The organism is Amycolatopsis sp. NPDC098790, assembly GCF_044759945.1.
In the GTDB taxonomy this organism is placed as follows: Bacteria; Actinomycetota; Actinomycetes; order Mycobacteriales; family Pseudonocardiaceae; genus Amycolatopsis.
In genome coordinates this window covers 497,944-512,644 of the sequence record NZ_JBIWAI010000005.1, presented here as the reverse complement: position 1 = coordinate 512,644, position 14,701 = coordinate 497,944, and the positions used below count along the sequence as shown (strand labels likewise).

The 14,701-nt window shown below is 72.6% G+C and carries 13 protein-coding genes; 7 read left to right on the top strand and 6 right to left on the bottom strand.

The annotated features are described in order from the left end of the window. Window positions 1–5: 5 nt before the first annotated feature. From galE to ACIQWX_RS35965, 3 genes are all read right to left on the bottom strand, one after another. Window positions 6–986 (bottom strand): UDP-glucose 4-epimerase GalE, encoded by a 981-nt coding sequence (gene galE, locus ACIQWX_RS35975; protein ID WP_400880955.1) that lies wholly within the window; start codon window positions 984–986, stop codon window positions 6–8. A 78-nt stretch (window positions 987–1,064) separates the two neighbouring features. Next, the gene (galK, locus tag ACIQWX_RS35970; protein WP_400880953.1) at window positions 1,065–2,249 is read right to left on the bottom strand and encodes a galactokinase; all 1,185 of its coding nucleotides are present in this window, start codon (window positions 2,247–2,249) and stop codon (window positions 1,065–1,067) included. Continuing rightward, a complete protein-coding gene (locus tag ACIQWX_RS35965; RefSeq protein ID WP_364445806.1) occupies window positions 2,246–2,962 on the bottom strand; it encodes a metal-dependent transcriptional regulator in 717 nt (238 codons plus the stop codon). The genes galK and ACIQWX_RS35965 overlap by 4 nt, the downstream gene beginning before the upstream one ends. 114 nt (window positions 2,963–3,076) lie before the next feature. On the opposite strand from ACIQWX_RS35965, the gene ACIQWX_RS35960 reads away from it, so the two are divergent. The 4 genes from ACIQWX_RS35960 (at window position 3,077) to ACIQWX_RS35945 (ending at window position 9,468) form a co-directional block, all read left to right on the top strand. After that, window positions 3,077–3,922 carry a sulfurtransferase gene (locus tag ACIQWX_RS35960; protein ID WP_400880951.1) on the top strand — a complete coding sequence of 282 codons (846 nt, stop codon included), beginning with the start codon at window positions 3,077–3,079 and terminating at the stop codon, window positions 3,920–3,922. Between the two features lie 553 nt (window positions 3,923–4,475). Next, window positions 4,476–5,645, top strand: coding sequence for an acetoin utilization protein AcuC (locus ACIQWX_RS35955; RefSeq protein ID WP_400880949.1), 1,170 nt, complete (start codon window positions 4,476–4,478; stop codon window positions 5,643–5,645). A gap of 2 nt (window positions 5,646–5,647) precedes the next feature. Beyond that, window positions 5,648–8,329 carry a GNAT family N-acetyltransferase gene (locus ACIQWX_RS35950; protein ID WP_400880947.1) on the top strand — a complete coding sequence of 894 codons (2,682 nt, stop codon included), beginning with the start codon at window positions 5,648–5,650 and terminating at the stop codon, window positions 8,327–8,329. A gap of 2 nt (window positions 8,330–8,331) precedes the next feature. Next, on the top strand, window positions 8,332–9,468 hold the full coding sequence (locus tag ACIQWX_RS35945) for a serine hydrolase domain-containing protein (protein ID WP_400880945.1): 1,137 nt from the start codon (window positions 8,332–8,334) through the stop codon (window positions 9,466–9,468). 16 nt (window positions 9,469–9,484) lie between these two features. On the opposite strand, the gene ACIQWX_RS35940 is transcribed toward ACIQWX_RS35945, so the two are convergent. The 3 genes from ACIQWX_RS35940 to ACIQWX_RS35930 are packed head-to-tail and all read right to left on the bottom strand — an operon-like array spanning window position 9,485 to window position 12,652. Next, the gene (locus tag ACIQWX_RS35940) at window positions 9,485–10,417 is read right to left on the bottom strand and encodes an LLM class flavin-dependent oxidoreductase (RefSeq protein WP_400880943.1); all 933 of its coding nucleotides are present in this window, start codon (window positions 10,415–10,417) and stop codon (window positions 9,485–9,487) included. Window positions 10,418–10,453: 36 nt separating this feature from the next. Further along, window positions 10,454–11,482, bottom strand: coding sequence for an acyl-CoA dehydrogenase family protein (locus tag ACIQWX_RS35935; RefSeq protein ID WP_400880941.1), 1,029 nt, complete (start codon window positions 11,480–11,482; stop codon window positions 10,454–10,456). 9 nt (window positions 11,483–11,491) lie between these two features. Then, window positions 11,492–12,652: an acyl-CoA dehydrogenase family protein gene (locus ACIQWX_RS35930; protein ID WP_400880939.1), complete on the bottom strand. Its 1,161-nt coding sequence runs from the start codon at window positions 12,650–12,652 to the stop codon at window positions 11,492–11,494. Between the two features lie 70 nt (window positions 12,653–12,722). Between ACIQWX_RS35930 and ACIQWX_RS35925 the strand changes: the two genes are divergently transcribed. The 3 genes from ACIQWX_RS35925 (at window position 12,723) to ACIQWX_RS35915 (ending at window position 14,615) form a co-directional block, all read left to right on the top strand. After that, the gene (locus ACIQWX_RS35925) at window positions 12,723–12,914 is read left to right on the top strand and encodes a ferredoxin (RefSeq protein ID WP_400880937.1); all 192 of its coding nucleotides are present in this window, start codon (window positions 12,723–12,725) and stop codon (window positions 12,912–12,914) included. Between the two features lie 82 nt (window positions 12,915–12,996). Then, window positions 12,997–13,854 (top strand): 3-oxoacyl-ACP reductase, encoded by an 858-nt coding sequence (locus tag ACIQWX_RS35920; protein ID WP_400880935.1) that lies wholly within the window; start codon window positions 12,997–12,999, stop codon window positions 13,852–13,854. Beyond that, a complete protein-coding gene (locus tag ACIQWX_RS35915) occupies window positions 13,851–14,615 on the top strand; it encodes a glucose 1-dehydrogenase (RefSeq protein ID WP_400880933.1) in 765 nt (254 codons plus the stop codon). The genes ACIQWX_RS35920 and ACIQWX_RS35915 overlap by 4 nt, the downstream gene beginning before the upstream one ends. Window positions 14,616–14,701: the final 86 nt, after the last annotated feature.

The following is a 14,701-nucleotide window of genomic DNA, read 5'->3' as shown; positions in this document are numbered from 1 at the left end:
AGACCTCAGCTTCGCCGGGCCTGGGTGAAGTCCCAAGCGTCCCGGACGATCTCCGCCAGTTCGGTCCGCTCCGGCTTCCACCCCAGGTCCTCCCGGGCCCGGTCGCTGGCCGCCACGAGCACCGACGGGTCGCCCGCCCGCCGCGGGGCCACCGCCGCCGGGATCGGGTGGCCGGTCACCTCGCGACAAGCCTCGATCACCTGCAGAACGGAGAACCCCGTGCCGTTGCCCAAGTTGTAGATCCGGTGCGCACCCGCCGTCGCGCTCTTCAGCGCCAGCAGGTGCGCGTCCGCGAGGTCCACCACGTGGATGTAGTCGCGGACCGCCGTGTGGTCCGGCGTCGGGTAGTCGTCACCGAAGATCTGGATCTTTTCGCGGTCGCCCGTGGCGACCTGGAGGACGAGGGGGATGAGATGGGTTTCCGTGGTGTGGCGCTCCCCGAACGCGCCGTACGCGCCCGCGACGTTGAAGTACCGCAGGCTCACCGCGGCCAGGCCGTGCGCGGTGGCGAAGCTGGTGATCGCGGCGTCGATGGCGAGCTTCGTGGCGCCGTAGGTGTTGGTCGGCCGGGTCGGCGCCGACTCCGGGATCGGCGACTGCTCCGGTTCGCCGTAGGTCGCCGCCGTCGAGGAGAACACGAGCCGGGGCGTGCCGTGCTCCCGCATGGCTTCGAGCAGCCGCAACGAGGTGACGACGTTGCCTTCCCAGTACTTCGCCGGCTCCGTCATCGACTCGCCGACCAGCGACTTGGCCGCGAAGTGCAGCACGCCGTCGAAGCCCTCGCGCAGCAGGCTGCCCGCCACCTCGGCGGCGTCGCCCTCGACGAACCGCGCGTCCGGGTGGACGGCGTCGGCGTGGCCGGTGGACAGGTCGTCGACGACCGTGACCCGGTGCCCGGCCTCGATCAGCCGGGCGGCGCAGACACTGCCGACGTACCCGGCTCCGCCCGTCACGACCAGCTTCAGGGCGTTGCTCTGCTCCGACACGTCCAGGCCTTCCTGCCGAGGGTGATGACTGTGCTGCTCAGTCTTCCCCCTCGGCAGCGTGCGGGTCCGCCCGGGGCCTCAGACCTCGTCGCGGCCCGCGCCGCGCGACGGCACCGCGGTGAACATCCGCGGCCGCCGGTAGCCGGCCTTTTCGTACGCCGCTTCGACGGCCGCCTTGACCCCGTCCAGGTCGGCGTCACGGACCAGCGCGATCGCCGAGCCGCCGAAGCCGCCGCCGGTCATCCGCGAGCCGAGGGCGCCCGCCTCGCGCGCCGAGTCGACCGCGAGGTCCAGTTCGGCCGTGGAGATCCGGTAGTCGTCGCGCATGCTGACGTGCGAAGCGTCCAGGTGCGGGCCGATGTCGGCCAGCCGGCCGGCACGCAGCAGCTCGACGGTGTCCAGCACCCGCTGGTTCTCGGTGACGACGTGCCGTACGAGCGGCACCAAGTCTTCGGGCAGCCGGTCGAGCGCCGCGGAGAGCCCCTCGACGGTGATGTCGCGCAGCGCCTTCACCCCGAGCAGCTCGGCCGCGCGCTCGGTGCCGCGGCGGCGCTCGCCGTACCCGCCCTCGGCGTGCGAGTGCTTCGTCCGGGTGTCCATGATCAGCACCTGCAGCCCGGCGTCGGCCAGGCCGAAGGGCACCTGCTCCTGCTCGCCGGAGCGCACGTCGAGGAACAGGACGTGGGACTCGGTGCAGCAGAGCGACGCCGTCTGGTCGAGCAGGCCGGTGGGCGCGCCGACGAAGTCGTTCTCCGAGCGCTGGACCCACCGCGCGACCTCGGGCCGCGTCGGGACGCGGTCGCCGGCCGCGCCGAGCTCCAGCCCGGCCAGGCCCAGCAACGCCAGCGACACCGCGCACTCGAGCGCGTGGGAGGAGGACAGCCCCGCTCCCGACGGCACGTCCCCGGCGATGACCAGGTCGGCGCCGGCCGCGAAGCCCTGGTCGCGCAGCACCCAGGCGACCCCCGCCGGGTACGCGGCCCACCCGTCGACCGTGCCCGGCGCCAGGTCGGCGATCTTGAGCTCGCCGGAGCGCTGGAGCTGGCCGTCGTCGCCCAGGGTGGCCACGGACAGCACGCCGTCCTCGCGGGGCGACGCCGCCGCGGCCAGGCGGTGCGGCAGGGCGAACGGCAGCACGAAGCCGTCGTTGTAGTCGGTGTGCTCGCCGATCAGGTTGACGCGCCCGGGCGCGGACCACACGCCGGCGGGCGCGCCTCCGTGGACCGTGCGGAACGCCGCCACGGCTTCCGAAGCGGGGCTCACCTGGCCTGCGCCAGGACTGCGTGCAGCGCGGAGCTGGCGACCTGGGCGGTGGTCTCGCCGCCGGTGACCTCGACGGTGCCGCCGTTGGCCTTGCCGATGGTGACCGTGCCGCCGGGCACGATGCCGACGGACTTGAGCTCGGTCATCAGCGACTCGTCCAGCTGGACGTGCTCGGCGATGCGCCGGATCTCCACGCGGCCGCCGCCGGTGCGGGCGAACTCGTCGAGCCGGACGAGGTCGGCCTCCGCGGGCGGGGCCGGGTCGCCGTCGCCCAGCTTGTCCAGGCCGGGGATCGGGTTGCCGTAGGGGGAGGTGGTCGGGTGGTCGAGCAGCTTGACCAGCTTGCGCTCGACGGCCTCGCTCATCACGTGCTCCCACCGGCACGCCTCGTTGTGCACGTGCTCCCACTCGAGCCCGATGACGTCGACGAGGAGGCGCTCGGCCAGGCGGTGCTTGCGCATGACGGCGATGGCCAGTTCGCGGCCGTGGTCGGTCAGCTGGAGGTGCCGGTCGTCGGCGACCACGACGAGGCCGTCGCGCTCCATCCGGGCGACGGTCTGGCTCACGGTCGGGCCGCTCTGCTGCAGGCGCTCGGCGATGCGGGCGCGCAGCGGAACGACACCTTCTTCTTCGAGCTCGTAGATCGTACGCAAGTACATCTCGGTGGTGTCGATGAGATCGTTCACGCTGTCCCCTTCGTCCGCGTTGCTCATCGTAGTCGTTGACCCCGACAGCGGCGGCGGGCGTTATGGATAACAACTCGCCGGTGACGGATATGTCCCGCACCCCGGCGCGGCCGGGAGGGCGGCCGCTGGAAGATGGGAGGCATGCGTCCGCTGATCAGCACCACCGACCTCGCCGCCGCGCTGGCCGGCCCGGCCGGCGACCGGCCCGTCGTCCTCGACGTCCGCTGGCGGCTCGCCGGCCCGCCCGGCGCCGACTCCTACCGAGAAGGCCACGTGCCGGGCGCGGTCTTCACCGACCTCGACAGCGTGCTCGCGGGCGAGCCGGGCGAGGGCGGCCGGCACCCGCTGCCCGACCCGGCCGACCTGCAGCGCGACCTGCGCGCGGCCGGTATCCGCACGGGCGCACCGGTGGTGGTCTACGACGACGCCGACGGCTCGGTGGCCGCCCGGGCGTGGTGGCTGCTGCGCTGGGCAGGCCACGAAGAGGTGACGGTCCTCGACGGCGGTTACGCTGCGTGGACCACCGACGGTCACCCGGTGAGCACGGACCAGCCGGCCCCGGAGCCGGGCGACATCACGGTCCGGCCGGGCAGCATGCCGGTACTGGACGCGGACGAGGCAGCGGCCCTGGCCCGCGACGGCCTCCTCCTGGACGCGCGCGCCAAGCCGCGCTACACAGGCGAGACGGAGCCGATCGACCCGCGGGCGGGCCACATCCCGGGAGCGGTGAACGCCCCGTTCGCCGCCCACACGACCGACGACGGCCACTGGCACGCACCGGAGGAACTGGCCGCCCGATTCGCGGACCTGGGCCTGCGCCCGGGCGAGCCGGTCGGCGCGTACTGCGGCTCGGGAGTGACGGCGAGTTCGGTGGTCTTGGCGCTGGAACTGGCGGGCCACCCAGGGGCGGGACTGTACGCGGGCTCGTGGTCCCACTGGTCCCGCGACCCCCAGCGCCCGGCAGCAACGGGCGACCTACCCGGCTGAGCACCCGCGAGCCGCCGGGACGGACAGCCGGCTGAGCTGCTGCCGCACCGGCAACTCGCCTGGCCACGCCGTCGCGGACCGGCGCGCGGCAGCCGAGCGCACGGAGCTACCGCCACGCCGGCGAGTGGCTGTGGCGGCTGCTTGCCCCGGCCGGGCCAGCCCGGACCAGCGGGACGGCAGCCCGCCGCACCGGGCTGTCGCCGCGCCCGCGCGCGGCCATCGCGGCAGCTGCTCATCTGACCGCGCTATCGCCGACCGCAGGGCGCAGCGGAGTGCATCGAGCCGCCGCCGCGCCGGCGCCGCGCTGCCGGGCGGGTGCTGCGCCGCCGGGCGGGTGCTGCGCCGCCGGGTGGGTGCCGCGCCGGCGAGTTGCCACCGCGCCCGCGACCTGCCGCCGCGCCGGCGTGCGAGCGTCTCGCCGGCAAAGTGGTCCGGCGAGCGGTCCCACGCCGGCCGAGTGGTCCGGCGCCGAGCGCTCCCGCAGCGGCTGAGCTACCCCGCGCCTCACACTTCCGGTCCACGCGTTCCCCCGATCGGCACTACAGTCGACCCCATGTCGCCGGCCGTCGTTTGGGACTCCGCCCTTCTCGGTTATGACCTGGGTGGGGACCACCCCTTCAACCCCGTCCGGCTGGAGCTCACCGTCCGGCTGGCCACCGAGCTCGGCGTGCTCGACGACGTCCCCCTCCTCGTCCCGACCGGTGCCGGCGACGAGGAGCTCCTCCGGATCCACGCCCCCGAATACCTCGCCGCCGTGCGGGAGGCGCCGCTCGTCGGGTGGGATGTCGGGCACGGGCTCGGGACCTCCGACAACCCCGTCTTCACCGACATGCACGACGCCTCCGCGCTCGTCGTCGGCTCCACCCTCCTCGCCGCCCGGAAGATCGCCGAGGGGGAGACCACCCGGGCCGTCAACATCGCCGGCGGGCTGCACCACGCCATGCGCGACCAGGCGGCCGGCTTCTGCGTCTACAACGACTGCGCCGTCGCCATCTCCTGGCTGCTCGACCACGGCTTCGAGCGCATCGCCTACATCGACACCGACGTCCACCACGGCGACGGCGTCCAGGCCGCCTTCTACGACGACCCGCGCGTCCTCACCATCTCGATGCACCAGCACCCCTTCACGCTCTGGCCGGGCACCGGCTACTCCGCCGAAACCGGCCGCGGGAAGGCCGACGGGACCTCCGTCAACGTCCCGTTGCCGCCGCGCACCCGAGACCCGGGCTGGCTGCGCGCCTTCAACGCCGTCGTCCCCTCGCTGCTCGCCGACTTCGAGCCGCAGCTGCTGTTCACCCAGTGCGGCGTCGACTCGCACGAGGAAGACCCGCTGGCCGACCTCTCGCTCTCCGTCGACGGCCACCGCACCATCTACGCCACCCTCCGCGACCTCGCCGAGACCTACGCCGGCGGCAAGTGGATCGCCGTCGGCGGCGGGGGTTACCAGCTGATCCGCGTCGTCCCGCGGTCGTGGACGCACCTGATCGCCACGGTCCTCGACCGGGACGTCGCCCCGGCGACGCCGCTGCCGCCCCGCTGGGTCGAAACCGTCTCCAAGGCCGCCCCGAACGCCGAACTGCCGCGAGCGATGACCGACGACCGCGAAACCGAGTTCAAGCCGTGGGGCGACGGCGAGGACGACCCGGTCGACGTCGCCGTCCGGGACACGCGCCGGGCCGTCTTCCCCCTGCACGGCCTCGACCCGGACGACCCCAGGGACTGACCATGGCCGGCCGCGACCCCTTCGACTACCCCCGCGACTGGGAAGCCGACGTCGTGCTGTCCGACGGCGGCACCGTCCACCTGCGCCCGATCGTCCCCACCGACGCCGACGGCCTGGTCGCCTTCCACGCCAAGCTGTCCGAGCGCACCCGCTACTTCCGCTACTTCGGCGCCTACCCGCGCATCCCCGAGAAGGACCTCAAGCGGTTCTCCACGGTCGACCACCACGACCGGGTCGCGTTCGCCGCCTTCCTCGGCGACGACATCGTCGCGGTCGGCCGGTACGAACGGCTCGACCACGGCCCGTCGGCGGAGGTCGCCTTCGTCGTGAGCGACGCCCACCAGGGCCGCGGGCTCGGCTCGATCCTCCTGGAACACCTCGCCGCGGCCGCGGCGGAGTGCGGGCTGCGCCGGTTCGTCGCCGAGGTGCTCGCCGAGAACGCCGCGATGGTGCGGGTCTTCCGCGACGCCGGCTACCAGGTCAGCCGCGAATTCGAGGAGGGCGTGCTGCACCTGGAATTCGACATCGACCCGACCGAGGAGTCCCTTGCCGTCGCGCGCTCCCGGGAACAGGCCGCGGAGGCGCGCAGCGTGCACAACCTGCTGCACCCGACGTCGGTCGCGGTGATCGGCGCGTCCGCCGAACCGGGCAAGGTCGGCCACGTCGCCTTCGCGAACCTGCTCGCCGCCGCGTTCACCGGCACCGTCTACCCGGTCAACCCGGAGCACCGCTCGGTCCGCGGCGTCCGCGCGTACCCGTCGGTGCTGGACATCCCGGACCCGGTCGACCTGGCCGTCGTGGCGGTGCCCGCCGAGTCCGTCGAGTCCGTTTTGGACGCTTGCCTCGCGAAGGGCGTCAAAACGCTGCTGATCCTCTCCAGCGGCTTCGCCGAAGCCGGCCCGCACGGCCTGCACGCCGAGCTGCGGCTGGTCGGCGAGGCGCGGGCGCACGGCATGCGCGTCGTCGGCCCCAACGCGCTCGGCGTGCTGAACACCGCGCCCGGCATCCGGCTCAACGCCACCCTCGCGCCGCGCCTGCCCGTGCGTGGGCGGACCGGGTTCTTCTGCCAGTCCGGCGCGCTGGGCACCGCGATCCTCGCCGACGCCGAATCGCGCGGCCTCGGCCTGTCGACGTTCGTCTCGGCCGGCAACCGCGCCGACGTCTCGGGCAACGACCTGCTCCAGTACTGGGAAACCGACCCGGACACCGACCTCGTCCTGCTGTACCTCGAGTCCTTCGGCAACCCGCGCAAGTTCGCGCGGCTGGCGAGAAGGCTGGCCCGCACGAAACCGATCGTCGCGGTGAAGTCGGGGCGGCACGCGGTCCGCCCGCAGCTCGCGGCGACGTCCACGGAGATCGACGAGGCCAGCGTGCAGGCCCTGTTCGAGCAGGCCGGTGTCGTCCGCGTGGAGTCGCTGGCGCAGCTGTTCGACACCGCGCTCGTGTTCGCCCACCAGCCGCTGCCCGCCGGGCCGCGGGTCGCGATCGTCGGCAACTCCAGCGCGATCGGGCTGCTGGCCGCCGACACCGCGCGGATGCAGGGCCTGCGGCTGGCCTTCGACCCCATCGACGTCGGCCCGCAGGCCGGGCCCGACGACTTCGCCAAGGCGGTCGGCGAAGCGCTCACCTCGCCGGACACCGACGCGCTGGTCGTCGTGTTCGCGCCGCCGGTGGCGATCCCCGGCACGGCGTACGCGCGCGCCCTGCGCGAGACCGTGGTCGAACTCGGGCAGCGCAAGCCGATCGTCTCGACGTTCCTCGCCGCTGAAGGCGTGCCCGACGAACTGGCGGTCTCGACGGACGACGGCGTGCCGACGCGCGGCTCGATCCCGTCGTACCCGAGCCCGGAACGCGCCGTGAACGCGCTCGCCAGGGTCGTCCGGTACGCGGCTTGGCGGCAGCGCCCGCAGGGCACGCTGGTGCGCCCGGCCGGGATCCACACCGAGCAGGCGCAGGGACTCGTGCGCGAGCTGCTGGAAAGCGAGAACGGCAAGACGACGCTGCTGTCCGACACCGACGTCGTGCGGTTGCTGGGCTGCTACGGCATCGACGTCGTCCCGTTCCGCGTGGCGTCCACAGTGGACGAAGCCGTCGCCGCCGCGGCCGAGCTGGGCTACCCGGTGACGCTCAAGGCCGTCGACGAGCGGCTGCGCGGCCGCCCCGACCTCGCGGGGGTACGGCTCGACCTCTCGTCCGAGGATTCCGTGCGCACCGCCTACGAAAGCTTGCGCGAGATCTCCGATGACGACGACGTGTACGTCCAGCGGATGGCCCCGAAGGGCCTGTCGTGCGTGATCGGGCTGCAGGACGACCCGTCGTTCGGCACGCTCGTGTCGTTCGGGCTGTCCGGGCTGGTCAGCACGCTGCTGGGGGACCGCGCGTACCGGGCGGTGCCGCTCACCGACGTCGACGCGGCCACGCTGCTGCGCGAGCCGCGGACGGCGCCGCTGCTCACCGGCTACCGCGGCGACGAGCCCGCCGACCTCGCCGCCCTGCAGGACATGGTGCTGCGCGTCGCCGCGCTGGCCGAGGACAACCCGGAGGTGCGGTCGCTGGTGCTGGACCCGATCCTGGCGTCGCCGGACGGCGCCTTCGTAGCCAACGCCCGTCTCGTGCTGGGTGCGCCGCCGTCGCGGCCCGACACCGGCCCGCGGCGCCTGCGCGCCATCAACCCCCTGGACTGACCATGGCGACCTTGACCGAGGTGTTGACCAAGCACATCGAGGACGTCCCGGGCGCCGTGGCGCTCGTCGCCCACGGTGGCCGGCTCGAGGTGGCGGCCGTCGGTTCGGCGGACGCCGAGGGCACCGTGCCGATGGCGCGCGACTCGCTGTTCCGGATCGCGTCGCTGACCAAGCCGATCGTCGCCGCGGCGCTCCTGCTGCTCGTCGACGACGGCGAGCTCGCGCTGGACGACCCGATCGCGCGGTGGCTGCCGGAGCTGGCGTCGCCGGTGGTCGTGCGGACGCCGGCCGGGCCGGTCGACGACGTCGTGCCCGCCGTCCGCCCGATCACGGTGGCCGACCTGCTGACGTTCCGCTGCGGGTACGGCCTCGCGGCGGACATGACGCTGCCCGCGGTCGACCTGCTGCTGCAGGTGCTGGGCCACCCGGCGGCGGCACCGCGGGCGCTGGCACCGGACGAGTGGCTGGCGGCGCTCGCGCAGGTGCCGTTGTTGCACCAGCCGGGGGAGGCGTGGCTGTACGGCACCGGTTCGGACCTCCAGGGCGCGCTGATCGCGCGGGTCTCGGACCGGCCGTTGCCGGAGTTCCTGGGGGAGCGGCTGTTCGAGCCGCTGGGCATGGCCGACACGGGGTTCGCGGTGCCGACCGCCGCGCTGGGCCGGTTCACGAGCGCGTACCGGCCGGCCGGGAACGGGCTGCGGCTGATCGACTCGCCGGAGGGCCGCTGGAGCAGCGCACCGGCGTTCCCGTCCGGCGCGGCGGGCCTGGTCTCGACGGCCGACGACCTGCTGAAGTTCGCCCGCTTCCTGCTGGACGAGGGCACGGTCGACGGCCACCGCCTTCTCACGGCGCAGTCGGTGCACGGCATGACGACCGACCACCTGACCCCGGCCCAGCGCGAGGCGGGCCGGCTGTTCCTGCACGGCCAGGGCTGGGGCTACGGCGGTTCGGTGGACGTGCAGGCAACCAGGCCGTGGGAGGTCCCGGGCCGCTACGGCTGGGTCGGCGGCGCGGGAACGGCCTGGCACCTGCACCCGGCGACGGGCACGGTGACGGTGCTGCTGACGCAGGTCGAGATGACGAGCCCGGAGCCGACCCCGCTGATGCAGGAGTTCTGGCTGTACGCCGCCGAGCAGTGAGGGCGTCGGCCCCGCGTCAGTCGCCCACCCCGGCCAGCTCCAAAGCCTCCGCCGCGCACCGCAGCGCCGCCTTGTCGGCCGCCGGGTCGTCGTGCGTCGGGGACACCGCCAACGTCGTCACCCCCGCCTCGGCGAGGGCGCGCATGCCGTCGGCGATGCGCTCCTTCGGGCCGAGCAACGACGTCGCGTCCAGGAACTCCACCGGGATCGCCGCCATCGCGCCGGCGTAGTCCATCGTCAAGTACCGTTCGCGGACCTCGTCGGCCGCGGCTTCGTAGCCCATGCGGGCCACCAGGTCGCGGTAGAAGTTGCGCTCCCGGCTGCCCGCTCCGCCGACGAACCCCGCCACGTACGGCCGGGCGTGGTCGGCCGCTCGTCGCCAGTCGGGGTCTACCGCCAGCGGGACCGTCGTCACCACGTCGAACCCGGCCAGTGTCTCGCCGATCTTCGCGCGGCCCGCGCGGATCCGGGCGAGCGCCTCGCCGCCGTGCTCCGCCGAGAAGAACAGGCCGAGCCAGCCGTCCGCGATTTCCCCGGTGAGTTCGAGGTTTTTCGGGCCGAGCGAGGCGAGGTAGAGGGGGATGTGCTCGCGCACCGGCGGTACCGCGAGCGGCAGCGCCTTTCCCGGTCCGCCGGGCAGCGGCAGCCGGAAATGCGCGCCGTCGTGGCGGACTCGTTCGTACCGCAGGGCTTTGCGCACGATTTCGACGTATTCACGCGTGCGCTCGAGGGGTTTCCCGAACGGAACGCCATACCAGCCTTCGGCGACCTGCGGCCCGGAAACGCCGAGCCCGAGCCGGAACCGGCCGCCGGAAAGGTTGTCCAGGGTCGCCGCCGTCATCGCGGTCATCGTCGGGCGGCGCGCCGGGATCTGCAGGATCGCGCTGCCCAGGTCGATGCGCTCGGTCCGCGCCGCCAGCCACGCCAGCACGGTCCGATTTTCACTCACCCGAAGTTACCGCTGGTAATCGGTCACCACGGGTATTCAGGGGTGCGACAGGGGTGCGAGCAGATTCCCCAGCGCCAGCAGCTGGTGGGTCGCGCCGCCCAACTCGAACTCCAGGCGTTTCGCCGCCGTGAAGTAGCGGTGCACCTCGTGGTCCACGTCGATGCCGACGCCCCCGTGGACGTGCACCGTCGTGTGGGCCACGCGGTGGCCCGCCTCCGCGGCCCAGAACTTGGCCGTCGCCACCGCTTCCGCCGCGGGCAGGTCCGAGGCCAGCTGCCACGCCGCCTGCAGCGACGTCAGCCGGACCGCTTCGACGTCGACGTACGCGTCCGCGAGGCGCTGGCGGACCGCCTGGAAACCGCCGATGACGTGGTCGAACTGCTTGCGCTCGGCCGCGTACGCCGCCGTCAGCTCCAGGGATCGCTCGACGATGCCGAGCTGCTGCGCGCACACCCCCGCCGTTCCGCGCAGCCGCAGCCACTCGCCGATGTCGCCCAGTGAAGTCCCGCGTACGCCGGAAAGTTCCAGCAGGCACGCGTCCGCGTGGTCGGTCGTCTGCTGCGGCCGCACCGAGACGCCGTCCGCGGCCGCGTCGACCAGGAAGACCTCGTCCCCGGCGGCGACCAGGAACCCGTTGGCGAACGCCCCGAACGCCACGGCGGACCGCGAGCCGGACAGCAAACCGTCGGCCGCCGTGAACCCGGACAGTGCCACCGCTAGAACACGTTCTCCTCGCAGGACCGGCAGCACCCAGCGGTCCACCAGCTCCGGCGTGCCGAACTCGGCCAGCGCCGACGCCGCCATCGTGATCGACGGCAGGTACGGGACCGCCGCCACCGCGCGGCCGATCTCGGTGAGCACCGCGCACTGCTCCAGCAGGCCGAACCCGCCGCCGCCCAGCGACGACGGCAACGCGGCGTCGAGCACGCCCGCCTGGCCCAGCGCCGTCCACAGTGGAGCGTCGAAGCCGCCGGTGCCGTGCGGGTCGTGGGTGGCCTTGTCGGCGACGATCCGCCGGGTCAGCGCGGCCAGATCCGCCGACGCTTCCGAAGGGGTGAAGTCCATGGGACGCTCCTAGCGCGTGACGGGCAGGCCGAGGGTGGTCGCGGCGATCATGTCCCGCTGGATCTCGTTGGTGCCGCCGCCGAAGGTGAGGATCAGCGCCGACCGGTGCAGCCGCTCGATCCGCCCGGCCAGCAGCGCGCCCGGCGAACCGTCGCGGACGACGGCGGCCGCGCCCAGCACCTCCATCAGCAGCCGGTAGGCCTCGATCGCGAACTCCGTGCCGTACACCTTCGTCGCCGACGCCTCCGCCGGGCCCAGTTCGCTCGCCGCGGCCGCCCACGCGATCCGCCAGTTCCGCAGCTTCAGGTACTCCGCGCCGGCGTGCACCCGCGCGAGGTGGACGCGCACCCATTCCTGGTCGATGGCGCCGGTTTCCTTCGCCCACGCCAGGACGTCGGCGAGTGCCTTGCGCACCGGCGCCGACGACGTGAGCGCGACGCGCTCGTGGTTGAGCTGGTTGGTGATCAGCGGCCAGCCCGCGTTCTCCTCGGCGACGCGCGCCGACACCGGCACGCGCACCTCGTCGTAGTAGGTCGCGCTCGTGCCCGCGCCCGCGACCGTGCGCACCTTGGTCCACGAAAACCCGGGCGACGACGTCGGCACGATCAGGATCGACAACCCGCGGTGCTTCTTCGCGTCCGGATCGGTCCGGACGGCGAGCCACACGTAGTCGGCGTACTCGATCAGGCTGGTCCACATCTTCTGCCCGGTGACGACGTACTCGTCGCCGTCGCGCACCGCGCGCGTCCGCAGCGACGCGAGGTCCGTGCCGGCTTCCGGCTCGGAGTAGCCGATCGAGAAGTGCAGCTCGCCCGCGGCGATCTTCGGCAGGTAGAACGCCTTCTGCTCGTCGGTGCCGTACCGCATGATGGTCGGCCCGACGGTGTTGACCGTGAGGAACGGGACCGGCACCCCGGCGACCGCCGCCTCGTCGGTGAAGATGAGCTGGTCGAGCATCGACCGGTCCTGCCCGCCGTACTCCTTCGGCCAGCCCAGCGCGAGCCAGCCGTCCTTGCCCAGCTGCCGGACGATCTCCTTGTACGCCACGCCGTCGCCGTACTCGTCGCCCGCGCGCAGGCTCTCCCGCCGCTCCGGCGTCATCAGCTCGGCGAAGTACTCCCGAAGCTCCGCGGCCAGCGCGCGCTGCTCCGGTGTGTAGTCGATCCGCACCCGTCACCTCGATCCGGCGTTATAGTAGAACCTGTTCTAGTTGTACCAGGACTCACGCGGCGGAGGAAGCATGGAGATCGGCGTCGATCGTTCGCTCTGCGAGGCGAACGCGGTGTGTGTCGGGTTCGCGCCGGACGTCTTCGACCTGGACGACGACGAAGAACTCGTCATCCAGCCGGGTCCGGTACTGACCGATCGGATAGAACAAGTTACAGATGCGGTCAAAGGCTGCCCGAAGAACGCCCTGTTCATCGCTGGTTAGCGGTGTTCACTGAACCTCTTGCGGAGAGCAAGAACAGATTCTAGTGTAGGCGCGGTCACAGGACTCGATGAGGAGGCCTCGCGTGAGCTTGACCGGCAGGACAGCGATCGTAACCGGCGCCGCCGCCGGACTGGGACGGGCCGAGGCCCTCGCCCTCGCCGCGCGCGGCGCGACCGTCGTCGTCAACGACATCACCGAGGCCAAGGACGTCGTCGAAGAAATCGAAGCCGCCGGTGGCAAGGCGGTCGCGGTCGCCGGTGACGTCGGCGACCGGGCCACCGCGGACGCGCTCGTGACGGCCGCGCTCGACCTCGGCGGGCTCGACGTCGTGGTCAACAACGCGGGCGTGCTGCGCGACAAGATGCTCTTCTCGATGTCCGACGACGAGTGGGACACCGTCCTGCGCGTGCACCTGCGCGGCCACTTCCTGTTGTCCCGCAACGCCACGAAGTACTGGCGCGACAAGTCCAAAGCGGACGGTCAGCCGGTGTACGGCAGGCTCGTCAACACCGCGTCCGAGGCGTTCCTCATCGGCTCGCCCGGCCAACCCAACTACGCCGCGGCGAAGGCGGGCATCACCGCGCTCACCATGTCGGCCGCCCGCGGCCTGGCCAAGTACGGCGTCCGCGCGAACGCGATCTGCCCGCGCGCGCGGACGGCGATGACCGAGAGCGTGTTCGGAGCTCCTCCCGCCGAGGGCTCCGATCCGCTCTCGGTCGAGCACGTCGCCCCCTTCGTCGCCTACCTCGCTTCGCCCGCGGCCGAGCACGTCAACGGCCAGGTGTTCATCGTCCACGGCGGCGCGGTGTCGCTGGTCGGAGCGCCGCGGATCGAGCAGCGCTGGTCCCTCGACGAGCTCGAGACGTCGGTCAGCGCCTTCTTCGCCGACCGCGACCCCGGCCGGATGTTCGCCGCCACCGAAATCCTGGGAGAGTCATGAGGCTGGACGGGAAGATCGCCCTGATCACCGGCGCCGCGCGCGGCCAGGGCGCGGCCGCCGCACGCGCGTTCGTGGCCGAGGGCGCGCAGGTCCTGCTCGCCGACATCCTCGACGACGAGGGCAAGCAGCTCGCCGCCGAACTCGGGGAGCAGGCCGTCTACCAGCACCTCGACGTCGGCGACGAGGACGGCTGGGCCGCCGCCGTCGAGCGCGCGACGACCGAGTTCGGCGCCCCGAACGTGCTGGTCAACAACGCGGGCATCCTGCACTTCTCGGAACTGGGCCAGACGAAGCTGGCCGACTACGAACGCGTCATCCGGGTCAACCAGATCGGGGCGTTTCTCGGGATGCGCTCGGTCGTTGAACCGATGACCGCCGCCGGCGGTGGCTCCATCGTCAACGTGTCCTCTGTGGAGGGACTGGCCGGGATGCCCTACCTGATCGCCTACACCGCGAGCAAGTTCGCCATCCGCGGGATGACCAAGGTCGCCGCGATGGAGCTGGGCCGCAAGCACATCCGCGTCAACTCGGTGCACCCCGGCGCGATCGACACGCAGATGGTCGAGACCGCCGCGGGCGGGCAGAAAGTCGACATGTCGTACGTCGGGAAGAAGGTGGCGCTCGGCCGGGTCGGGCAGCCGGAGGACATCGCGAAGCTCGTCCTCTTCCTGGCCAGCGACGAAAGCGCGTATTGCACGGGAGCGGAGTTCGTCGCGGACGGCGGCGCCACGGCGTCGCACGCGCTCAACCTCAGTTTCTGACCGCAAGATCAGTTAACACCGCTAACGAAAATCGGGCACCGGGTATGGAGAACACTCGGAGGTCAGTGACGACCTACTGGGAGGTG

What these genes read in the sequence shown, in the direction of transcription:
- ACIQWX_RS35965 (WP_364445806.1), bottom strand. Translation starts at nt 2,962, where the DNA reads ATGAGCAACGCGGACGAAGGGGACAGCGTGAACGATCTCATCGACACC.
- ACIQWX_RS35960 (WP_400880951.1), top strand. Translation starts at nt 3,077, where the DNA reads ATGCGTCCGCTGATCAGCACCACCGACCTCGCCGCCGCGCTGGCCGGC.
- ACIQWX_RS35955 (WP_400880949.1), top strand. Translation starts at nt 4,476, where the DNA reads ATGTCGCCGGCCGTCGTTTGGGACTCCGCCCTTCTCGGTTATGACCTG.
- ACIQWX_RS35950 (WP_400880947.1), top strand. Translation starts at nt 5,648, where the DNA reads ATGGCCGGCCGCGACCCCTTCGACTACCCCCGCGACTGGGAAGCCGAC.
- ACIQWX_RS35945 (WP_400880945.1), top strand. Translation starts at nt 8,332, where the DNA reads ATGGCGACCTTGACCGAGGTGTTGACCAAGCACATCGAGGACGTCCCG.
- ACIQWX_RS35935 (WP_400880941.1), bottom strand. Translation starts at nt 11,482, where the DNA reads ATGGACTTCACCCCTTCGGAAGCGTCGGCGGATCTGGCCGCGCTGACC.
- ACIQWX_RS35925 (WP_400880937.1), top strand. Translation starts at nt 12,723, where the DNA reads ATGGAGATCGGCGTCGATCGTTCGCTCTGCGAGGCGAACGCGGTGTGT.
- ACIQWX_RS35915 (WP_400880933.1), top strand. Translation starts at nt 13,851, where the DNA reads ATGAGGCTGGACGGGAAGATCGCCCTGATCACCGGCGCCGCGCGCGGC.